We start from the raw sequence: 18,259 nt of genomic DNA, 5'->3' as shown, positions 1-18,259 counted from the left end.
CCTGTAGCAGCTGGCGAAGCCTGCGTTCGGCTGCGAAGCAGTCGTAAAACCTGAACTTGCGGTTTTCCTGATACTCCGCATTGCCTGACTTCACGACTGCTTCGTCCGATCGCGGCCCGAGCCGAACGCAGGCTTCGCCAGCTGCTACACGGGGTTCGTTGTGGCTGGTTTCACAGGTTCACTTGAGCCGCATCATCGCAAGGAGTTTTGACAGTTTTGTGACAGCTCTGTGGCGCTGGCAAAAGGCCTTCTACCGGCGGTCGGAACCGCTCAAGAACGGCACTGGCACGCCGATGACGCTGAGGTAGATCATTGCGAAGCCGGTCGTGAACCCGCGTCGCCGACAGGGATGTCCGGACACCTCGCACGCCCGCGTGCTTCATCCCTGTCATGAGTATCACTCGATGTTTTTGCAAAAATCCCTGAGAGCGCAAATCCTCGCCCTGCTGAGCGGCAGCCTGTTGGCCGTGTTGCTGATCGCCCTGGCCTGTTTTCACTTTCTGTCCGGCGGCGTGCAGAGCTACGCGAACCTGATCGAAGGTCCGCTGCACACCTCGCAATTGATCGATGAAGCCAACCTGCAATTCAAGGTGCAGGTTCAGGAATGGAAAAACGTCCTGCTGCGTGGCAAGCAACCGGCGGACCTGGACAAATACTGGAAGCAGTTCGAAGAGCGTCAGCGCGATGTGCAGGGCATCCTCGGTGAACTCGCCGGACAGAAGGGCATCGAGCCGCAACTCAAGACCCGCATTGAACGCCTGCGTGACGAGCATCGCCAATTGGGCGCGGCGTACCAGAAGGGCCGCGATGCCTACGTGGCGGCGGGTGCCGACCCGACCGCTGGCGACACGGCGGTCAAGGGCGTGGACCGTGCGACCAGCGATCAGATGAGCGAACTGGTCAGCGAGTTGCGCAAGCAGGGCGCCGAGCAGTCGAAACTGATCAGCGCCAGCGCCGATCAAACGGTGTTGCTGGGGATCATCGTGATGCTCGCGTCGGGGCTGTTGATCGGCCTGTTGAGCCTGTGGCTGGTCAACCGCAACCTGGTCGAACCGATCCGCAAGTTGATCGAATACGTGGCGCAACTCAGCCAGGGCAAATTTGCCGAGCGCGTGTCGAGCACCCGGCAGGACGAGTTGGGCAAACTGGCGATGGCCGCCAACACCCTGCGCGATTTTCTCGCTGAAACCTTCACCCGATTGCAGCGCAGCGCCAAGGACCTGGACAGCGCCAGCGGCGAGTTGAATTCGATTGCCAGCCTCATGGCGTGCGGCACCAACGAGCAGTTCAACCGCACCGATCAGGTGGCCACGGCGATGAACGAAATGTCCGCCACCGCCCAGGAAGTCGCGCGTCACGCAGCCGATGCGGCACGTGCCGCCGATGACGCTGACCAATCAGCCCAGCAGGGCGAAAAAGTCATGCAAGGCACCATCCACACCATCACCCAAATGCGCGGCGAAATTGCTAATACCGCCACGGTCATCCGTCGTCTGGAAACCGACAGTGGACGCATTGGCAAGGTGCTGGAAGTGATTCGCGGCATCGCCGAACAGACCAATTTGCTGGCGCTTAACGCCGCCATTGAAGCCGCCCGGGCCGGTGAAGCCGGGCGTGGTTTCGCGGTGGTGGCCGATGAAGTGCGCAGCCTGGCCCAGCGCACGGCGGCGTCGATCATCGAAATCAACCAGATCATTCAAACCGTGCAAACCGGCGCGGTGGACGCGGCGCAGGCGATCGAAAGCGGGCAGTCACGCAGTGAGGAAAGTGTCGAGCAAGTGACCCAGGCCGGCGCCATGCTGGAACGGATCACCCTCGCGGTGGAAGCGATTCGCGACATGAACCGCCAAATTGCCACCGCTGCCGAAGAACAGACGTCAGTGGCCGAAGACATTTCGCGCAACCTCACCGAGATCACCAGCATCGCCAGTACCAACCTCGACAACGTGCAACGCACCGAAGCGGCGAGCCACAACCTGCATGGGTTGTCGGGGCAGTTGAATGAGGTGACGGCGCGGTTGAGCGCTTAATCGAAATGGCTGTGTACCGGTTTGCTTACCGAGTCGGTACACAGTCGATCTCAAGTCCGGGCCGCCCATGTCGATGATGGATTTATTCTGAACCCACTTAGGATAAAACCATGGTCAGCATCACCTCCGTCACCATCCCGCAGGCACCTTCCACGTCTGCGACCAAGGTCGCCGTCAGCGACAGCGCCGAAGACACCACGGTAACGGCCACCACCACGGCGTCTACTGATAGCCCCAAGGTTTCTCCCGGTGGCGCGCCCGCATCGAGCGACAGCAGCTCCAGCAGCAGCGAAGAATCCGACGCGGTGAAAGCCCTGCGCAAGCAGATTGCCGAGCTGCAAAAACAGATGCAGGAACAACAACAGCAACTGCAAGCGGCCCAGGCCAAACAGGAAAGTGACGAGGCTAAGGCGGCCAACGTGGCGGCGGCTCAGTCGCAGATTGCGATGACGTCCGCTTCGTTGCAGACGGCCACGGCGGCCTTGATGCAGGCGTTGCAGGACACCGGTTCCAGCACATCGAGGGCGCTGGTCAGCACGACCGCTTGATCGCTGAATGCAAAAAAGCCGCACGATCGGAAAATCGTGCGGCTTTTTGCTGTGTGCATCAGTCGTCTTGTTTATTTTTCAGGACTTCGCCGGTGGCGGCATTCAGGTCCACGTCCCACTCAACGCCTTTGGCGTCTTTCAGTTCGACTTCGTACTCGTAGAGAGCGGAGTGTTTGTCCAGGTCACTGTCGGTAATCGTCGCACCCGGGTGCAACTTCAGCACGATCTGGTTCAGCTCTTCCAGCGGCTTGATCTTGCCGTCCTTGACCAGCTGAGGGATCTGATCGACGGGAACATCAGCGGCCTGGGCCAGGCCAGCGGTGAGGGTCAGGGCAGCGGCAGTGAACAGAGCAGTCAGGGTTTTCATGAAGTTCTTTCCTTGGGTGAGCCGTTTAAGTGGGATCAGATTAACTGGGGCAACTTAATTCAGCCTTAATTCCCACGACCGCGTCGTTTGAAAAGCTTCGCGGGCAAGCCTCGCTCCTACAGGGTTGGTTCGATTCCTGTAGGAGCGAGGCTTACCCGCGAAGGCGTCGCCACGGTATTGGATCAATACCCGTTGTTCTTCAACAACTGCGCAACACTCGCCGCCGCCGGCCGCTTGTAGAACTTCAGCAGCTCACTGGCGCGGTTGGTGAAAATGCCGTCGACACCCGCGTCCATGACTTTCTGGTAATCCACCGCATCATCAATGGTATAGACGTGCACCAACAAACCCTGGTCGTGGGTGTACTGATTCATCCACGGTTGCACCAGGTCCGAGTAGCTCTGATCGCCACCCTTGGTCAGCGCAGCAGAAGGGCCGGTGCCGATCGCGCCCTGGGCCTTGGCGTACTCGACCCACTGCTGGAACTCGGCTTTGGATTTGGGTTGCTGCTTGGCGTAGTAAGTGGCTTTGTCCTTGTCGCCGGATTCGGCGAACGTCACCTTGGATTGAGGCTCGATGCTGCCTTCGCCCACCCACAACAGCAGGATCTTCGGTACTTGCGGCATTTCTTTTTCGAGCAGTTCGAGGCTGCTTTTCTCGAAGGTTTGCAGCACGACTTTGCCTTTGCCCTGGCCGACAGCCAGCTCGCTTTTCGCCAGTTTCGAACCGGCCGGGCTCAACCAGCCGCGATCCTGAAGTTTCTCCTTGAGGTCGTGCTCGATCCCGGGAAACTGCTTCGGCTCTTTGGTTTCGATGTACAGCCCCGGTTTGTGCAACGGGTTGCCCTGGGCGATGTCGATGATTTCATCGAGGGTCAGGATTTTCAGTCCGACATAGGCAGGACGCGCACGATCCGGGTAAGCGGTGTTGAACCAGCTGCCGGCGTCCAGGGTTTTCAGCTCGGCGATCGTGAACGCCGTGGCCGGGCTGTCCTTGCGCTCAGGGAACTTGGTGGCCACATCGGTGGTGCGTTGCAGGTTGTTGTCGTGCAAGGCGAACAGCACACCGTCCTTGCTGCGTTGCAAGTCCATTTCCAGGTAGTCGGCGCCCAGGTCGCGGGCCAGTTTGTAGGACGCCGCGGTGGATTCCGGTGCATCGAAAGACGCGCCACGGTGAGCAATCACCGCCGGATGCGGGATGCCCAAGTGTGTGGCCAGCGCGGTGGGGCTGGGTTCGGTGGCAGCCTGTGCCTGGCCGAGACCGAGCAACACACCCAGCAGCAGGGCGCTTTTGCAGAAGGTAGCGGGCATGGTCGAGATCCTTTCGCAGATGTTCAAAGACGTCTCTTTTAACAACTGAGCGCCGCCAGCGCTATCGCGAGACCGACATAAACGTGTTTAAAGCAGATTTTTTCAGCGCCTTTGTGCGGTTCTTTGCAGTATTCTTGGCCCCGGAAGTTTCCCCGGCAGAGGGAAACCCGATCGCTTGCCCTGCGTGTAAACCATCGATCACCGGTCCTTTACGACCTTCTGTGAGGTTTATCATGCGCATCACTTCCGAACTCATCTGCCAGGCCGCCGACCAACTCAAAGGCTTCGTCGGCCTCAATCGCAAGACCGGCCAGTACATCGTGCGTTTCAGCGAAGATTCCTTCGGAATGGACGTGGCCGATGACGGCATTATCCCCACCAGTGAGTTTGTCTGGGCTGCTGGTCCGGACCAGGCCATGACGCTTAAGCGTGAGTTGATTCAGTTGTTGCTGGATCAGAACATCGATGACCGGATCAACATTACCGAGCCGTTGCGGGTGTACATGAATCGGCGGGAAGTGCCGGAGATTTCGGCGGTGCGCAGTTTGGTGCAGAGCTGAAATTTTGCGGTGTCGGTGCTGGCCTCATCGCGGGCAAGCCCGCTCCCACAGGATTTGTGAGCGACATATATCCCTGTGGGAGCAGGCTTGCCCGCGATGACGGCCTCAAGAACACCAAATCATTCACTGCTTAAACGCATAATCGCGCTCAACCCTGCACACCCGCGTATGACACGCCGAGTACCAAGTCGACCGCCCTCGCTCACGAATCTCACTGTGCTCAGGATGATGTTTCCACGCCAGAATCGCCGCCTCGCTGGCCCAGTACGACACCGTAATTCCGAGCCCATCCTCACCCCGAGCCGACTCCACACCCAGGAACCCAGGTTGCTCGCGAGCCAGCGCTAGCATGCGTTCGGCAGCCTCTGCGTACTCTTGATCGCCCTCGGTGCGTAATGACGTAAAGATAACGGCGTAGTAGGGGGCTTTCGGCGTGTCGGCGATCATGATTTCTGCCTCGCGCAGGCCTCAATCAACGCACAGACCAGCGGCGGCAGAATGCCCTTGAGCGCGGCACGCTCCGGTTGGAACAGGGTGGCGACAAAGAACGGATGACCGCGCAATTCCAGCGCTCTTAAATCCCCCGCCGAGTCGTGTCCAACGTCTCTTAGTTGTTGGCTCAGCAACGCCTGTTCAAACACCGGGTTCACACCATAACGGCAGCGATAGCCCTCGCGAATCTCAGCGCTTTCGTACGCCTTGGCGATCAACGAACCTTCAACCAGGTGAATTCCGTCGACGGCTTCCACCAATGAACAGCTCAACGGCGTGAGCAGTGCCCGGGCCGCGTCAGGCGACGTCTCGCCATGCTCGGCATCTTCCCAACCCAGCACATTGCGGGCGTATTCCAGCACCGCGTGTTGAAAACCGCCGCAGGTGCCGAGGAAAGGTCGTTGTTGTTCGCGGGCAAAACGAATCGCCCGCAACGCGCCGTCCATGTCGCGATAAGGACTGGCGGGCACGCACCAGAAGCCATCGAAGGTCTGCAGCGGTGTTTGCGCGTTGATGCGGTCGGTGGCCAGCCATTCGAATTGCACGTTCAGGTTTAACTGTTCGGCGGCCAAGCCGAGTGCGATGGGGATGGCTTGGTGGGCGGTGACTTGCGGGTCGTAATCGCCGATCAGGGCGATGCGGATTGGGCGGGTTTCCATGAGTGCGCTCCACGCTTGTTGATTCCTGGTAGCCACTATAGATTGGCGTTCACGCACTCAATATTGGCGTTACTCCAAGTGATCAATGCACCGACGCACTATCGACTGGACTACCCGGACCTGTCCCTGATCCTCGCGCTGGTACGCGGCGGCTCTCTGGCTCGGGCTTCCACGCTGTTGAAGGTCGATGTCTCAACGGTGTTTCGCGCTGTGCGCCGACTCGAAGCCGCACTCGGCCAGCAACTGTTCGAAAAGAGCCGCGCCGGTTACTTGCCAACCACCCTGGCGCAAACCTTGGCCGAGCAGGCAGAACGGGCCGAACTTGCATTAGAGGCGGCGCGCATCGGCGTAGAGCAGGGCGGTGAAGTCATCAGCGGCACCGTGCGCCTGACCTGTACCGATTCGGTCCTGCAAGGTTTGTTGTTGCCAGCCTTGGCGACGTTCATGCCCGGCTATCCGGCGTTGACCATCGAGTTGAGCACGTCCAACGACTTTGCCAACCTCAGCCGCCGGGATGCGGACATCGCTTTACGACTGACCCGCACCCCGCCCGAACATTTGGTTGGCCGGCGTCTGGCCGAGGTGTCTTATCGGGTCTGTGCCAGTCCGGCGTATCTGAAATCTGTCGATGCCGATGATCTGGCCGCGCTGACCTGGATCGCCCCGGACGATTTCCTTCCCGATCACCCGACCATTGCTTGGCGCCGGCAAGCGTTGCCGGGGGTAATCCCAAGCTATCGCTGCAACAGCATGTTGTCGGTCACCGAGCTGGTGCGGGCGGGGTTGGGCGTGGCGGCATTGCCAGACTTTTTGATCAGCGACGGATTACAGCCATTGGGCGAGCCACTGCACGGTTACGACACCGCGCTGTGGTTGCTAACCCGTCCGGATTGCCGTGCCTTGCGCTCGGTGGTGACATTGTTTGACGAGTTGGGGCGGGCGCTGAAACTGCCGTGAGGCAGGTCAGGTCTTGCGCACGAAATGCTGATGCATTTCCGACGTCAAGCCTTCGATGCGTTCGGTCAGTTCCTTGGTCATTTGCGTCAGGCGGGTGTTTTGCTCGAGTAATTCCATCAGTTGCGCGGTGTTCTGCGCCGCTTGTGCCTGACGTTCACTATTGGCCACGGCCAATGCTTCGCGGTGCTGCGCATCGGCATCGGACTGGGCTTTGTCCCGCGCCGCCTGACGGGTTTGGGCCAGCAGAATCAACGGTGCGGCGTAAGCCGATTGCAGGCTGAACGCCAGGTTGAGCAGGATGAACGGGTAAACATCGAAGTGGGTGACCCCGGATACGTTGAGGCACACCCATAACACCACGATCAGCGTCTGCGCACCGAGGAAGGTCGGCGTACCGAAGAACCGCGCAAAGGCTTCGGCGCGCAGGGCGAACTTGTCGTTGCCGAAGGTGGGCGCCAGGTGAGCGTGGGGGCGATGAAAGCGTAGGTGATCGACGTGGGCGGCGGGTTTGGTGTCAGTGGTCGAGGTGGTCATGGTGCTCTCTGCATGGCGCTGGGACTGAGGCTCACTATAGCCCCAGCGCCAGTTTCATTCTGAAACACATTGCGGTGTTTAATTCAGAGAGGCCGATTAGCTGTTAAAGCGGCAGACCTTGTCATTTATTGCAGCTGATAGCAGGCCATGAACATGTCCAGCGCCGACTCCACCACGGTGGCCTGCATGTCGGGCGAGAGGCTTGGCAGGCCCATGGAAATCTGCGGCCAGAACGCAAAGGATTTGAGCATTCCCTGAATCTGTTGGGCGGCAAATTCGGGGGCGACCGGTTTCAATCGACCATTGGCCTGAGCGGCGCGGATCCACACGGTCAAGCCTTCTTCGCGTTCACCCATTCGCGCGACCATGTCCTGGGCGCGCTCGGGGGAATGGATGGTGGCAGCAATAGCCACCCGCGCCAGGTCGAGAAAATTGTCGTCGCCCAGCATCTGCATTTTCGCCATCAGCATCAGGCGCATCTGCTCGCGCAGCGGCAGGTCAGGGCGGTAGGACGTTTCCTGTTCAGCCGTCACCCGCGCCCACAACTGATTGAGGATTTCAGCGAACAACTCTTCCTTGCTGGGGAAGTGGTTGTACACGGTGCGCTTCGACACGCCGGCGGTGGCGGCGATTTTGTCCATGCTGGTGATGTCGAAACCGTTGGCACGGAACTCGGTAATCGCCGCTTGAATAATAGCTTCGCGTTTTCGGTCGGTGAGACGCTGTGGAGCTGTCATAAGTACGCTTCGGCAGGAAGAAGTGAAGAATTACACTCGGCAGTTTACTTGTGATCGGCTTTGATGCAACCTTGAAACTACACTGTGCAGTGTAATGTTTTGTTAATCCTGCGCAGTGAACAATAGAATCTTCGGCTGATGCGTGCGTGCCTTGGCCATTTAACGTCCCAAAACGGAGAGCCGCGAGCCATTGCGGTTATCCCGGAGTCATTCAGACATGGCCACTTCAATTTCCCCTGCGGACAACGCCTCCACGCCTGAAGCGTCTCGACAGGCTCAAGGGCAGTACCGCAACCACACGCCGGTGCAGCGCGAAGGCTTTCGTAAAACCTTGCGCATCCTGTGGAACGTGATCTTCCACAAACCGAAAAACACCCGCCCGACGGCCCCCGTCCCGGTACAACCCCTGACCCGGGATGCGCTGCTGGCGGCGCCGAATCACAGCGTCTATCGCCTCGGCCATTCCACTGTCTTGCTGAAACTGCGGGACAAATTCTGGATCACCGACCCGGTCTTCGCCGAACGCGCCTCACCGGTGCAATGGGCCGGCCCCAAGCGTTTTCACCAGCCACCGATCAGCCTCGAAGAGTTGCCGCCGATTGAAGCGGTGATCCTGTCTCACGATCACTACGACCACCTCGACTATCGGGCCGTGCTCAAACTGGCGGACAAAACCAAATACTTCCTCACCCCTCTCGGCGTGGGCGACACCCTGATCAAATGGGGCATCGACGCCAGCAAAGTCCGCCAACTGGACTGGTGGCAGAGCACCGAAGTCGACGGCATCCAATTCATCGCCACACCGTCACAACATTTTTCCGGCCGTGGTCTGTTCGATGGCAACAGCACGCTGTGGGCCTCATGGGTGATGATCGATGGCGACACCCGGATCTTCTTCAGTGGCGACAGTGGTTACTCTGACGGCTTCAAACGCATCGGCGAACAGTACGGCCCGTTCGACCTGACGCTGATGGAAACCGGTGCCTACAACGTTGAATGGCCGCATGTTCACATGCAACCCGAGCAAACCCTGCAGGCGCACATTGATCTGAAAGGCCGTTGGCTGCTGCCGATTCATAACGGCACTTTCGATTTGTCGATGCATGCATGGTATGAACCGTTTGACCGCATTTTGGCTCTGGCCTGGGAGCGAAATGTGTCGATTACTACGCCGCAGATGGGTGAGGCGTTCAACGTGATGCATCCGCAGCGGGGGAGTGCTTGGTGGTTGGCGATGGAAAACGTTGGTGAACAAGTGGAAGCTCAAAACGCCTAGCTTTATGAAGCCAGGCCGCTTGCCATGAAGCGGGCCTGGCTGACACCTCACTCAACCATCGCATAATCCGCCCGCGCCACCGGATTCGGCGTAGACCCTTTCACATTCATCCCGCGCCCCGGCGCAAACCCCGGGAAGAACACCAATCCTTCCGACTCAAACCGATACGCCAACGCCAGCCGCGTGACATCCAGCACATCGCGCTCTGCCTCGAATCGCTCAATGGCATCAACGGAAACCCCGGACTCTTCAGAAAGCTCTTCAACGCTCCAACCCAGCATCGCTCGGGCCTGGGCGCAGTGGGCCGGGGTGAATTGGAAAAGGGCGATACGTTCCAGGGTGATTTTCATCGCAAGAGAGGCCATGGTGTGCTCCGGGCTCGAGAGTGCTGATTCAAAATGTACTGTGTTTTTGTACAGTTGTTTTGAACCCGAATCAAATTCATTTTTAGATTTTTGCTATTTCGCGCCTTCCAGCCAGACGGACGGCGCCTGCCCCAGAATGCGTCGGAACATCGTCGAGAACGCCGCCGGGCTGTCATAACCAAAATCCAGGGCAATGCGCGTCACCGGTTCGCCCACCGCCAATCGTGCCAGTGCCAACACCACGCAGGCCCGCTGCCGCCATTGGCTGAAACTCAGGTCAGTCTGTTGGCGGAACAAGCGATTAAAGGTGCGCAGACTGATGTGCAACTGATCGGCCCATTGCTGCGGCGACTGATGAGCATCGGGCCGCTGTAGAAAGCCCTGACACAACGCCAGCAGCCGAGCATCGACAGGCAGCGGAATGTGCAGTGGCAGATGAGCACTGCGCGCCAGTTCGTGCAGCAGCAAGTCGATCAACGCACCGTCGCGCCCAGCCTCGTCGTACGCCAGCGGCACCTCCACCGCCTCCATCAGCAAGTGCCGCATCAACGGCGAAACACTGATCACCTGACAACGGTTCGCCAAATCCACCGTCCCCGGCTCGATGTACACACTGCGCGTGCTCACCCCCAGCATCAGCACCTCATGCGCCACCCCCGGCGGAATCCACACCGCCCGCTGTGGCGGCACCACCCAATTGCCGTCGTGCGTGCTGACCTGCATCACCCCCGTGGCGCCGTACAACAATTGCGCCCGACGGTGTGTATGACGGGGCAACACCTGACCGTAGGAATAATCCGTACCGAGAGCCACCACCGGCCGTGGCGTGTCGTCCAGCAGATCAATCGAAACATTGCGCATTAAGCGGATTCCAGCAGTTGGCGTAAACGCAAACATTATTGGCTGACTTGCTGAAGCAGGCCAAGGCGCATCGCTCTATCGTCGACCGCTCTCTACCAACGGACGACGCGTGATGCTCTATTTATTGCTGGCACTCTTCGGCTGCATGACCGGCGTCACCGCCGTGCTCTTTGGCTTCGGCGGTGGCTTCGTCGTCGTGCCATTGCTGTACCGCATGCTCGTGGCCAGCCACGGTGCTGACGACCCGATTGGCCAATCGGCGATGCACATTGCGGTGGCCACCTCGACCTGCGTGATGATCGTCAACGCGCTGGTCGCCACCGGAAAACACCACCGCGCGGGTAATCTGATTCGCCATTACCTGTGGCCGTTAGGTGGATTCATCGGAGTGGGCGCGGTGGCCGGCGCGGTGCTCGCGATGTGGGTGAGCGGAGAGGTGATTCGCTATGCCTTCATCGCCTACCTGGCCGTGACCATTGTGGATTGTTTGTTTAGACGAGGATTTCTCACACCCTCCGACAACGGAATTCCACGTCGATTGGGAAGAGTGGAAGCGTCGGGTGGCGGCGTAGGAATCGGCGCTATCGCTACGTTTCTCGGCGTAGGAGGCAGCGTCATGACCGTGCCGTTATTGCGGCGTTGTGGGTTGAGCATGAGTCAGGCGACGTCCATGGCCAATCCGCTCAGTTTGCCCGTGGCGCTGGCCGGGACACTGACTTACATGGCGATGGCGGGGTTCAGCGAGTTTGACTTGGGGCGGTGGTTTATCGGTTACGTCGACTTGCTGGCATTTGCGGTTTTGACGGTTGGATCGCTGCTGGGAATCAGGTTGGCAACTCCATGGATCGGGCGGTTACCGGACCGAGTGCATGCTCGGGTGTATGTAGGTTTGCTAGTGTTGGTGATGCTGAGTATGTGCGTTAGGTAGGGTTGGGATCAGTAGGCTTATTCGTAAGAATATGCCTGCGCTCCGTTCAAGATTTTACCCAGGAGAATGTCATGTCAATTCTCGAAAGCGACTGGAAGAAATTCAAGGAATTGCGCAAGATTGCGCTCGATCGTTTCTGCCTGGGTGTTCTGGCAGATGCCAAGACAATTGCGCAGCATGGCGCGCTCTCGGCTCATACTCGATACGTAATGCTTTACAGGTTGATGCGTGATCGGGACAAAGACATAGAACATGCGTTTAATGCTTATAGTCGCTCCAGTGCGCTCCGCGCCCTGAGCCTGATGGTCATGCATGACTTACTAACTGACGCGGAGTTATCAACTCTGAGTGAAGAAGCGCGTCATTCGATTGATTACGTCGTTCGCCAGCCCTATGAGCTTGAATGGATGGATGAAATCGTTTCGCACGACTGACAGTTACATTCCAGTCTTACCAGAGAGCCATTGATGTTGATCTTCAACTGCACCGAAGCAGCCAGCAAATTCTTCAGTCGCGTGCACAAGGGTAAAACCATCACGCCCGTGGATTTCCAACCACCTTCGCCCACTCCCGAAGAAGATGAACCGGAGCATTCGGCGGAGCAGTGGCTGGTTCATGTGATCACTGTTCAGCGCAAACACGTGCTGTTCGTCATGCACATAAAAACCCGCTACTGCATGATTTTCGCGGACGCGAAAAAGGCTGACGTTGAAGGTTTTACTCAACGGTTTACCGAGCGCTGGATCTACGGCTTGATGCGATATGCGCTGCAGCACGACATTCTTCAATGGGTGGACGATGAACCCATGATGGAGCGTTTCGAAGAGAGCAATCGCGAATATGTGTTCTACAAACGCAGACATCGTGGCGCACAAAAACACATCGACGATATCGCCTGGATCTTTCAGAGTTACGCCGCTGAGTGGGGCACGTTACCGCCGGACGAGTTTGCGGCTGGCCGCTTCGATGCGCAGATGAACGACACCTTGCGGCTCAGCAAAGGGTCGAAAGACTACTACTCCCCCGATGAGGAAATGATGGTGCACTGGTTGCGCAAGTATTGCGCACTGGATGAGCAAGGTGTTCAGGCCGCACGTGATCGGCGCAAAGAGGTGAAGCGGGAGATTTGGGAACTTGAGCAACAGCTTCGGCAGCAGTGAAGTGAAACCAAACGCGTAATGTTAATTAGCTGTCCAACCCCGGTGCCTCACGAATAATGAAGTGATCCAGGTTCTCAATATTTGCACTGAACACCCCGAACGTCTTCTCGGGGTTCTTCTTGCTCGGCACCTGCTTCAACTCCGGCGTCACGCCATAAAAGAAGCAATACAACTGCGCTCCACTCTCGATGGCATGCTTGATCTCTTCCAGAAGCGCTTTGCGCTTGCGGTAGTTGTCGATCAACTTCTTGCTCAGGTAAACGTTGACTGAATAAGGCTTCTTCTTCGCCTCGTCCGCTTGCTTGAACCAGACCTTGTGTTCGAAATCGATGCGAAAGCTCTGGGTGTAATCCTTGATCTCCTTGATCTTGCCCCAGTAAATCAACCCCTTGTTGTCCGTCAGGTATTCGATCTTCTTGAAGAACGACCCATAAGGCGCCGTATGCTCGCCAATCTTCAGCGGCATGCGCTTGAGCAGGTCCTTGTCCTCGAAGTTCGACACAAAACACTCCACCGGGTGGGCGAAGATACTGGTCTTGTCCGGAGCCGAGTCGCGGCTCGGGTGCTCGACATCACTGGCCGCTGAAGGCGTTCGCAACTCATCCCGCGTCACGTCCGCAGCCACCGCCGGGGCCGACGGCTTTCGCACATACTCTCGCCGAGTCAGTAACAACTCCGACGGGAAATGCTCCTCCCGACTGTCATCCGTTTCCGCACCTTCCGCGTCCACACCTGACGCCGGCGTCTTGAGACTGACATAAGGACAATCCGCCACATGCCGGGTGCTGGGCGTGTTCTTGAAGTGCGGGGTGCGAACGTAATTCACGTTTTTGGCGTTGAACGTCGTCAACACATTCGCCGCGTCGAAGGCCGCTCTGCATGCGTCATTGGGACATTGGAAGTGTTCTTTTGCGGAATCGAACTCCATCGTCTCGTCGAAATTCAAATCGCGCACGTCATAGATCGACAGCTTGTCGTCGAGGCTGAGGCAGTAGGCGAGGTCGAATTTCATGGTGGGCTCGGGTCCTTGAGTGGGCATGGCGTATTAATAGCGGGTAGCGCGTATTGGCGCACGTATTGATTCAACAAGTAATTTGCGACGTTATTTTTGACAGACGGTCGGGCCGACACCTTGCCTATCGAAAATCTCCGGCTTAGGCTAGCTTAGCTAATCTGTGGAGGTGCCATATGAATGAACTGGTGCAAGTAAACATGCATGAAGCAAAGTCCCAGCTATCCCAGCTTGCTGAACGTGTATGGCATGGCGACAAGGTTGTGATTGCCAAGGCCGGCAAGCCTTATCTGGATCTACTACCTCATGTCGATACACCTCGGGCGCGCAAGCCTGGACGGTTGAAGGGGAAAGTTCGAATGTCTGCGGATTTCGACAAAACTCCTGAGGACATCATTGCTAATTTTGAGGGCAGCCTATGAGGCGCTTGTTGTTGGATACCCATGCGTTTCTTTGGTGGCTGTCCGATGATCCAGCACTGGGCACAGATGCTCGGCAGATGATAGGGGAGCCGCGTAATCAGGTACTCGTGAGCGCCGCTTCCATCTGGGAGATATCGATCAAGCAGGCTAAAGGGATGCTAGAGGCTCCTGAGGATCTTGAGGCGCTGGTTGAAGACGAGGGTTTCACCAAACTGCCGATTTCGCTGTTCCATGGACAGCAGGCGGGTAAGTTACCGGAGATTCATCGCGATCCGTTTGATCGGATGTTGATCGCTCAGGCTCAGGCGGAAGGGCTGGAGTTGGTCACAGCGGACGGGATTATTCCGCAGTATGGAGTGAGGGTAGTTTCGGCAAGGTCGTGAGGCGGAACGCCGATGTTCCCAAACCTACCGAAATCTCTGTGGGAGCGAGCCTGTTCGCGATTCACAAGATCACCACACTCCCCAAGTCGACCACCAAACAGAGGCGAGGCGGCTTGCCACGTTAGGCTTCGAAGCAGTCCTGGTTCCGGCAAGCACAAGCTGACGAGTAGCGTTTCGCACGAAGCGAAGAAAGCGGGTAAACAAAAACCGATCAGGAGATCGGTCGGTTTTTTGTGTTGGCTCTTTCAGTCCACTTACCACTTGTCTCGATAGACGAATGCTACTTGATAGTCATAGGAGAGCAACTGAATGGCATGGTGGAAATGGGGCTGAAGTGTACTCACCCAGTCGGGAGAGACGTTGAAGCCGCCATTGTTCACATTGTTTTCAATGGGAATGCCTAGCGCTTCGATAACAGAGCCATCATCGCCAAAGTCTTTCGACAACTCTTCCCCTTCGCCCATCTCGGTTCGTTTGTCATACCATTCCAGCCTGATCTTCAGTCCCATAACGTCCTCATAAATATTTTTTGATGCTTCGATTTTTCTTCGGTGGGTCCAGTTGTTCGCCAGTCTCATAGTCGAAAGAACCTAAGTGGCTGCCATCACTTGAACGATAGGGGGTTCATTGCTTGGAGCAAGTCCCCATAAAATACTCTAAACCCTCTGGGAACTTGATACCCAGAAGTCTTGACAGTGCCATTACCTGATTTTCGTTTAAAAGTAGCTCTCCTGGCTCCACTTCGTTAAGTGGCTTCGATTCAATCAAGTGGGCAACTTTCTCATTGAGTTCACTTCCTTCGATATCCAGCTCAAACTGCAAGGAGTCGTCCTGTTTGTCATCCGGATAAAAGCCAGTTATTAAAAGGTAGCGCATGCCGTAATCCTTAATTTCTTGAAGTTTTTCTGCCTGGTTTCGCAGGTTTTGTTTGTTCGCCAGTGACGTGGTTGAATTCGCCTAAATGGATCCCGAGTTTGTCGTATTTTTCCACAGCATTACTTTTGTAGTCCCATTCATAAATTCGCCCCTTACGGTCAACCCAACGAGCGCGTTTCCTTCCTCCCCCTTGAACAGATGACTTCGACTTTACTCGGGTTGCGTCTGGGAATGCGGGAAGTGTTTTCGGGTGGTCATAATACGAATGATCACCGATTTGACTGAGAACAATGTAAACCGGCCTAATCCCTGAATCAGCCGGGAACACCAGAATGAAATCCTTGTACTCCGGCGGATACACCGGGTTCACGAGAATGCTGTCAGCCGCTTTCGTCGGCGGGTAAACCCAAATATGCGGTGCTTGCGGGGCAGCCTCCAGCGCCGGAATGCCCAGGATGTCGGAACCATCCATGGCCGGCGTCCAGATCAGTTCAATGCCGTCACCCAGGTCAGCCACCTGCTGGCTACCACGCAATGTGAACTGCACAACATCAACCATTTCCCAGTCGCGATTTTTGCCAGTGTAGAAACCATATCCCTTCAGACTGCCGTCAGCCTGTTGCTCGACCCGCAGGCGAACGCGTGTGCGGGCCTGTTTGAGCGCACGGAGTTGGTCTTCGGTGTAAAGCGAGCTGTCGCCCAGACTCGACTGTGTGACCAGCGCAACAAGGCCAACCAGCGTTGCTGTAACGGCGCTCGCGGCGGCCACGGGAACAGCGGCGAATGCCGAGCCGGCCAAGGCGAGAGAGCCCAAACCGGCGGGAATCGCTGTGCCACTGATCTTCTTCAGTGGCACAGCGCCCGATTCATCCGCTTCGCGAGCACCCAGCAGAATCAGGTCACCGTAGTCTTTCAGGCTATCGGTCGGCACCATCCCTGAGGGATTCGAGTAATCGATGATGGCGTCCGGCAGCTTGCGGGACTTGGCGAAGACACATCCGGCTTGAGTGGGCCTTTGCTTTTCCACTACGACCTGACGGCTGCGTTCGAAGGCGTCTTGCCTGGCCTGCATGGCCTCGTAGGCTTTTTGCCTGGCGTCTCGCTCGGCCAGTTCGGTGGCGGTCATGTAGCGGTAGGTGACGTGATGCCCATCACCAGAGGGTGGATTCTTAATCCGCGGAATGTCCTTGTTGCCAGCCACTGATCATCCTTTCGTTCATCCTTCGGCAGCCCCGAAAAAGGGGCTGCGCGACGTTAACGAACGTGGCTAATCGGGGCTGTAGGACGAATCCTGGATGACTCTAAGCGTTTTCTCTTTTTATCAGGACGGCAGCGCAATCCTTACGTCTCGCCGCCTTCGTGCACATGTGCCGATGAAGTTTTACAGGCTCAATTACTCAAACTTCAACCGTTCCACGTTCTGAAACAGTGAAGCAGTGAACTCATCCCGGTCACTCGAATGGTGACAACGTCGATGACAGTTCGGACACAGCGCCACGGCATTGCTCGGACGATCCGAACCGTCCTGCGCTAAATGCTTAACGTGATGGACCTCAAGAAACGGCCTGCCGTCCTTTTCAAACGGAGCCGGCTCGCCACAGCCTTCGCATCTACCGTTAGCCTGTTGGCGAACCCAAGCTCTCACCTCAGGATCGCGAACATAAGACTTTCCGCTGGACTGAGTCTGTTCTGGTCTCTCAATCCCTTTCGGCACGTCTTTAATCGGTTGTTTCTCAAGTTTGGCAGATCGCTGTTCCAGCGTTGCCTCGTCCGCTGTCGGGACAAAATCTTCAGACGTCAAAGTACTTGGAGCGTTGAGCGCTTCTCGAATGCTTCGCGCAACATTCGCGCCGACATTCTTGGCGGGTTTGTATCCCTTGATAGGCTCTCTACCCAACTCGGCCATGATCGTAGAAATGTTCTGCATCCGAAACTCAACCGACCCTTTGGTCCTACCGGCTAAGGCTCCCTCACGCAGGATGCGGTTCTCCTCAGTCTTAACGACTTTCTGACCACTCTGCTCGCGGGACAACATGCTGAGATAGGCGTCTACCGCAGCCTGAATCTCAATGTCAGTCCAATCGCTGCTGCTCTTTTCCGTGTCCATAAAATCGCCGAGGGCTGAAAACCCTCGGACGATACTGGGTGGCCATTACGACTGTCTAGGAAAATTCCTACAGGAAACACCGACGATTCCTTCGGTTGATCCTACAAAGCTAGCCAACCGAATGCTTTGAAGATTGAAATACCTCCAAAACCTTTCGCCACCAAGGCTTAACCGCCGGTACGCGCCGGCGTGTGCGACCTAGCAACAGATAAGGCATATCCCGCAGCCGAATCCAGCCTTCATCCTGCCAATGCAACAGACTCAACGACATCTCAGGCCAGTCCAACAAACTCAACATTGGTCGATCCGCATTCTTCGACGGACCCGCATCGCGCAACGCCGGCACCACTTGATGAGTCAGCCACTCACGCAACAACCGATTTCCCGGTGCGTAGTGATAGACCAGCAGCGCATACACGCCGGACTCGCTGAGCATCAGTCGCTTTTCTGGTTGGCCGTGGTAGTTGATCATCAATGTGTGCCGCTGATCTTCATCCAGTTTGCTGACTACGCGATCGCTCAGGTGGAAACCCATCAAGCGACCCACATCTCGGGCGCAGAACCATGGCTGGTTTTCCAGGAGGAGGGCGTGAAGTTCGAGGTTTTGGCGGATGAAGACGGTGGGGATGAATGGATCAGACATGATCGGCCTCCTGGAGCGGAAGCAGATTTTCC

Annotated in this window: 24 protein-coding genes and 2 pseudogenes; 11 read left to right on the top strand and 15 right to left on the bottom strand. The window is 57.1% G+C overall.

The genetic code is table 11. The annotated features are described in order from the left end of the window. Positions 1-404: 404 nt before the first annotated feature. The 3 genes and pseudogenes from AEQ67_RS36730 to AEQ67_RS16660 all read left to right on the top strand — a co-directional run. Positions 405-1,097: pseudogene (locus AEQ67_RS36730) on the top strand (methyl-accepting chemotaxis protein); the annotation flags it as partial. 54 nt (positions 1,098-1,151) lie between these two features. After that, on the top strand, positions 1,152-2,030 hold the full coding sequence (locus AEQ67_RS36725; protein ID WP_401362381.1) for a methyl-accepting chemotaxis protein: 879 nt from the start codon (positions 1,152-1,154) through the stop codon (positions 2,028-2,030). A 110-nt stretch (positions 2,031-2,140) separates the two neighbouring features. Beyond that, on the top strand, positions 2,141-2,578 hold the full coding sequence (locus AEQ67_RS16660) for a hypothetical protein (protein WP_059404930.1): 438 nt from the start codon (positions 2,141-2,143) through the stop codon (positions 2,576-2,578). A 58-nt stretch (positions 2,579-2,636) separates the two neighbouring features. Here AEQ67_RS16660 and AEQ67_RS16655 read toward each other — a convergent pair whose 3' ends face one another. Next, complete coding sequence (locus tag AEQ67_RS16655) at positions 2,637-2,945, bottom strand: PepSY domain-containing protein (protein WP_059404929.1); 309 nt, start codon at positions 2,943-2,945, stop codon at positions 2,637-2,639. 182 nt (positions 2,946-3,127) lie between these two features. After that, on the bottom strand, positions 3,128-4,255 hold the full coding sequence (locus AEQ67_RS16650; RefSeq protein ID WP_059404928.1) for a glycerophosphodiester phosphodiesterase: 1,128 nt from the start codon (positions 4,253-4,255) through the stop codon (positions 3,128-3,130). 233 nt (positions 4,256-4,488) lie between these two features. Here AEQ67_RS16650 and AEQ67_RS16645 point away from each other — a divergent pair, with 233 nt between their 5' ends. Then, positions 4,489-4,815: a DUF2025 family protein gene (locus AEQ67_RS16645; RefSeq protein ID WP_059404927.1), complete on the top strand. Its 327-nt coding sequence runs from the start codon at positions 4,489-4,491 to the stop codon at positions 4,813-4,815. Between the two features lie 123 nt (positions 4,816-4,938). On the opposite strand, the gene AEQ67_RS16640 is transcribed toward AEQ67_RS16645, so the two are convergent. Both AEQ67_RS16640 and AEQ67_RS16635 read right to left on the bottom strand, forming a co-directional pair. Next, positions 4,939-5,262, bottom strand: coding sequence for an antibiotic biosynthesis monooxygenase family protein (locus AEQ67_RS16640; RefSeq protein WP_059404926.1), 324 nt, complete (start codon positions 5,260-5,262; stop codon positions 4,939-4,941). Next, positions 5,259-5,966, bottom strand: a complete 708-nt coding sequence (locus AEQ67_RS16635; RefSeq protein ID WP_059404925.1) for a CTP synthase C-terminal region-related (seleno)protein — start codon at positions 5,964-5,966, stop codon at positions 5,259-5,261. Before AEQ67_RS16635 ends, AEQ67_RS16640 begins: the two co-directional genes overlap by 4 nt. Before the next feature lie 15 nt (positions 5,967-5,981). Here AEQ67_RS16635 and AEQ67_RS16630 point away from each other — a divergent pair, with 15 nt between their 5' ends. Further along, positions 5,982-6,923: a LysR family transcriptional regulator gene (locus AEQ67_RS16630; protein WP_082377868.1), complete on the top strand. Its 942-nt coding sequence runs from the start codon at positions 5,982-5,984 to the stop codon at positions 6,921-6,923. Between the two features lie 6 nt (positions 6,924-6,929). Here the strand turns inward: AEQ67_RS16630 and AEQ67_RS16625 are convergent, their stop codons facing one another. Both AEQ67_RS16625 and AEQ67_RS16620 read right to left on the bottom strand, forming a co-directional pair. Next, positions 6,930-7,457 carry a DUF1003 domain-containing protein gene (locus AEQ67_RS16625; protein WP_059404923.1) on the bottom strand — a complete coding sequence of 176 codons (528 nt, stop codon included), beginning with the start codon at positions 7,455-7,457 and terminating at the stop codon, positions 6,930-6,932. Positions 7,458-7,582: 125 nt separating this feature from the next. Beyond that, positions 7,583-8,194, bottom strand: coding sequence for a TetR/AcrR family transcriptional regulator (locus AEQ67_RS16620; protein WP_059404922.1), 612 nt, complete (start codon positions 8,192-8,194; stop codon positions 7,583-7,585). A gap of 217 nt (positions 8,195-8,411) precedes the next feature. Here AEQ67_RS16620 and AEQ67_RS16615 point away from each other — a divergent pair, with 217 nt between their 5' ends. Next, positions 8,412-9,470, top strand: coding sequence for an MBL fold metallo-hydrolase (locus AEQ67_RS16615; protein ID WP_059404921.1), 1,059 nt, complete (start codon positions 8,412-8,414; stop codon positions 9,468-9,470). A gap of 47 nt (positions 9,471-9,517) precedes the next feature. On the opposite strand, the gene AEQ67_RS16610 is transcribed toward AEQ67_RS16615, so the two are convergent. Beyond that, positions 9,518-9,835 carry a helix-turn-helix domain-containing protein gene (locus tag AEQ67_RS16610; RefSeq protein WP_059404920.1) on the bottom strand — a complete coding sequence of 106 codons (318 nt, stop codon included), beginning with the start codon at positions 9,833-9,835 and terminating at the stop codon, positions 9,518-9,520. Positions 9,836-9,928: 93 nt separating this feature from the next. After that, on the bottom strand, positions 9,929-10,696 hold the full coding sequence (locus AEQ67_RS16605) for an AraC family transcriptional regulator (RefSeq protein ID WP_059404919.1): 768 nt from the start codon (positions 10,694-10,696) through the stop codon (positions 9,929-9,931). Positions 10,697-10,808: 112 nt separating this feature from the next. Between AEQ67_RS16605 and AEQ67_RS16600 the strand changes: the two genes are divergently transcribed. The 3 genes from AEQ67_RS16600 (at position 10,809) to AEQ67_RS16590 (ending at position 12,784) form a co-directional block, all read left to right on the top strand. Further along, positions 10,809-11,624, top strand: coding sequence for a sulfite exporter TauE/SafE family protein (locus tag AEQ67_RS16600; protein WP_059404918.1), 816 nt, complete (start codon positions 10,809-10,811; stop codon positions 11,622-11,624). Between the two features lie 71 nt (positions 11,625-11,695). Beyond that, positions 11,696-12,058: a hypothetical protein gene (locus tag AEQ67_RS16595; protein WP_059404917.1), complete on the top strand. Its 363-nt coding sequence runs from the start codon at positions 11,696-11,698 to the stop codon at positions 12,056-12,058. 33 nt (positions 12,059-12,091) lie between these two features. After that, positions 12,092-12,784: a DUF6933 domain-containing protein gene (locus tag AEQ67_RS16590; protein WP_059404916.1), complete on the top strand. Its 693-nt coding sequence runs from the start codon at positions 12,092-12,094 to the stop codon at positions 12,782-12,784. Positions 12,785-12,809: 25 nt separating this feature from the next. Here AEQ67_RS16590 and AEQ67_RS16585 read toward each other — a convergent pair whose 3' ends face one another. Continuing rightward, entirely contained in the window at positions 12,810-13,796 is a 987-nt protein-coding gene (locus AEQ67_RS16585; RefSeq protein WP_059404915.1) for a hypothetical protein, read from the bottom strand. A gap of 176 nt (positions 13,797-13,972) precedes the next feature. Here AEQ67_RS16585 and AEQ67_RS16580 point away from each other — a divergent pair, with 176 nt between their 5' ends. Both AEQ67_RS16580 and AEQ67_RS16575 read left to right on the top strand, forming a co-directional pair. Continuing rightward, positions 13,973-14,218 carry a type II toxin-antitoxin system Phd/YefM family antitoxin gene (locus AEQ67_RS16580; RefSeq protein WP_059404914.1) on the top strand — a complete coding sequence of 82 codons (246 nt, stop codon included), beginning with the start codon at positions 13,973-13,975 and terminating at the stop codon, positions 14,216-14,218. Positions 14,219-14,229: 11 nt separating this feature from the next. After that, positions 14,230-14,601 carry a type II toxin-antitoxin system VapC family toxin gene (locus AEQ67_RS16575; RefSeq protein WP_236710351.1) on the top strand — a complete coding sequence of 124 codons (372 nt, stop codon included), beginning with the start codon at positions 14,230-14,232 and terminating at the stop codon, positions 14,599-14,601. A gap of 254 nt (positions 14,602-14,855) precedes the next feature. On the opposite strand, the gene AEQ67_RS16570 is transcribed toward AEQ67_RS16575, so the two are convergent. From AEQ67_RS16570 to AEQ67_RS16550, 6 genes and pseudogenes are all read right to left on the bottom strand, one after another. Next, on the bottom strand, positions 14,856-15,110 hold the full coding sequence (locus tag AEQ67_RS16570; RefSeq protein ID WP_059404912.1) for a colicin E3-like toxin immunity protein: 255 nt from the start codon (positions 15,108-15,110) through the stop codon (positions 14,856-14,858). 7 nt (positions 15,111-15,117) lie between these two features. Continuing rightward, positions 15,118-15,207: pseudogene (locus tag AEQ67_RS36205) on the bottom strand (colicin E3/pyocin S6 family cytotoxin); the annotation flags it as partial. An 18-nt stretch (positions 15,208-15,225) separates the two neighbouring features. Beyond that, positions 15,226-15,477, bottom strand: coding sequence for a pyocin S6 family toxin immunity protein (locus AEQ67_RS16565; protein ID WP_059404911.1), 252 nt, complete (start codon positions 15,475-15,477; stop codon positions 15,226-15,228). Between the two features lie 10 nt (positions 15,478-15,487). Continuing rightward, positions 15,488-16,678, bottom strand: a complete 1,191-nt coding sequence (locus AEQ67_RS16560) for an S-type pyocin domain-containing protein (protein ID WP_059404910.1) — start codon at positions 16,676-16,678, stop codon at positions 15,488-15,490. Between the two features lie 192 nt (positions 16,679-16,870). Beyond that, positions 16,871-17,584 carry an HNH endonuclease gene (locus AEQ67_RS16555; RefSeq protein ID WP_059404909.1) on the bottom strand — a complete coding sequence of 238 codons (714 nt, stop codon included), beginning with the start codon at positions 17,582-17,584 and terminating at the stop codon, positions 16,871-16,873. A gap of 109 nt (positions 17,585-17,693) precedes the next feature. Then, positions 17,694-18,227 carry a BRO-N domain-containing protein gene (locus tag AEQ67_RS16550; protein ID WP_059404908.1) on the bottom strand — a complete coding sequence of 178 codons (534 nt, stop codon included), beginning with the start codon at positions 18,225-18,227 and terminating at the stop codon, positions 17,694-17,696. Positions 18,228-18,259: the final 32 nt, after the last annotated feature.

The sequence above is a fragment of the Pseudomonas sp. RIT-PI-q genome, assembly GCF_001297125.1.
In the GTDB taxonomy this organism is placed as follows: domain Bacteria; phylum Pseudomonadota; class Gammaproteobacteria; order Pseudomonadales; family Pseudomonadaceae; genus Aquipseudomonas.
The sequence above is the reverse complement of the archived record's forward strand: the minus strand, read 5'-3'. Positions and strand labels throughout refer to the sequence as shown.

Coding starts and splice junctions, on each gene's coding strand:
- AEQ67_RS16580 (WP_059404914.1), top strand. CDS start 13,973: ATGAATGAACTGGTGCAAGTAAACATGCATGAAGCAAAGTCCCAGCTA.
- AEQ67_RS16615 (WP_059404921.1), top strand. CDS start 8,412: ATGGCCACTTCAATTTCCCCTGCGGACAACGCCTCCACGCCTGAAGCG.
- AEQ67_RS16605 (WP_059404919.1), bottom strand. CDS start 10,696: ATGCGCAATGTTTCGATTGATCTGCTGGACGACACGCCACGGCCGGTG.
- AEQ67_RS16600 (WP_059404918.1), top strand. CDS start 10,809: ATGCTCTATTTATTGCTGGCACTCTTCGGCTGCATGACCGGCGTCACC.
- AEQ67_RS16610 (WP_059404920.1), bottom strand. CDS start 9,835: ATGGCCTCTCTTGCGATGAAAATCACCCTGGAACGTATCGCCCTTTTC.
- AEQ67_RS16625 (WP_059404923.1), bottom strand. CDS start 7,457: ATGACCACCTCGACCACTGACACCAAACCCGCCGCCCACGTCGATCAC.
- AEQ67_RS16595 (WP_059404917.1), top strand. CDS start 11,696: ATGTCAATTCTCGAAAGCGACTGGAAGAAATTCAAGGAATTGCGCAAG.
- AEQ67_RS16635 (WP_059404925.1), bottom strand. CDS start 5,966: ATGGAAACCCGCCCAATCCGCATCGCCCTGATCGGCGATTACGACCCG.
- AEQ67_RS16620 (WP_059404922.1), bottom strand. CDS start 8,194: ATGACAGCTCCACAGCGTCTCACCGACCGAAAACGCGAAGCTATTATT.
- AEQ67_RS16570 (WP_059404912.1), bottom strand. CDS start 15,110: ATGGGACTGAAGATCAGGCTGGAATGGTATGACAAACGAACCGAGATG.
- AEQ67_RS16565 (WP_059404911.1), bottom strand. CDS start 15,477: ATGCGCTACCTTTTAATAACTGGCTTTTATCCGGATGACAAACAGGAC.
- AEQ67_RS16590 (WP_059404916.1), top strand. CDS start 12,092: ATGTTGATCTTCAACTGCACCGAAGCAGCCAGCAAATTCTTCAGTCGC.
- AEQ67_RS16550 (WP_059404908.1), bottom strand. CDS start 18,227: ATGTCTGATCCATTCATCCCCACCGTCTTCATCCGCCAAAACCTCGAA.
- AEQ67_RS16585 (WP_059404915.1), bottom strand. CDS start 13,796: ATGAAATTCGACCTCGCCTACTGCCTCAGCCTCGACGACAAGCTGTCG.
- AEQ67_RS16650 (WP_059404928.1), bottom strand. CDS start 4,255: ATGCCCGCTACCTTCTGCAAAAGCGCCCTGCTGCTGGGTGTGTTGCTC.
- AEQ67_RS16660 (WP_059404930.1), top strand. CDS start 2,141: ATGGTCAGCATCACCTCCGTCACCATCCCGCAGGCACCTTCCACGTCT.
- AEQ67_RS16655 (WP_059404929.1), bottom strand. CDS start 2,945: ATGAAAACCCTGACTGCTCTGTTCACTGCCGCTGCCCTGACCCTCACC.
- AEQ67_RS16645 (WP_059404927.1), top strand. CDS start 4,489: ATGCGCATCACTTCCGAACTCATCTGCCAGGCCGCCGACCAACTCAAA.
- AEQ67_RS36725 (WP_401362381.1), top strand. CDS start 1,152: ATGGCCGCCAACACCCTGCGCGATTTTCTCGCTGAAACCTTCACCCGA.
- AEQ67_RS16555 (WP_059404909.1), bottom strand. CDS start 17,584: ATGGACACGGAAAAGAGCAGCAGCGATTGGACTGACATTGAGATTCAG.
- AEQ67_RS16640 (WP_059404926.1), bottom strand. CDS start 5,262: ATGATCGCCGACACGCCGAAAGCCCCCTACTACGCCGTTATCTTTACG.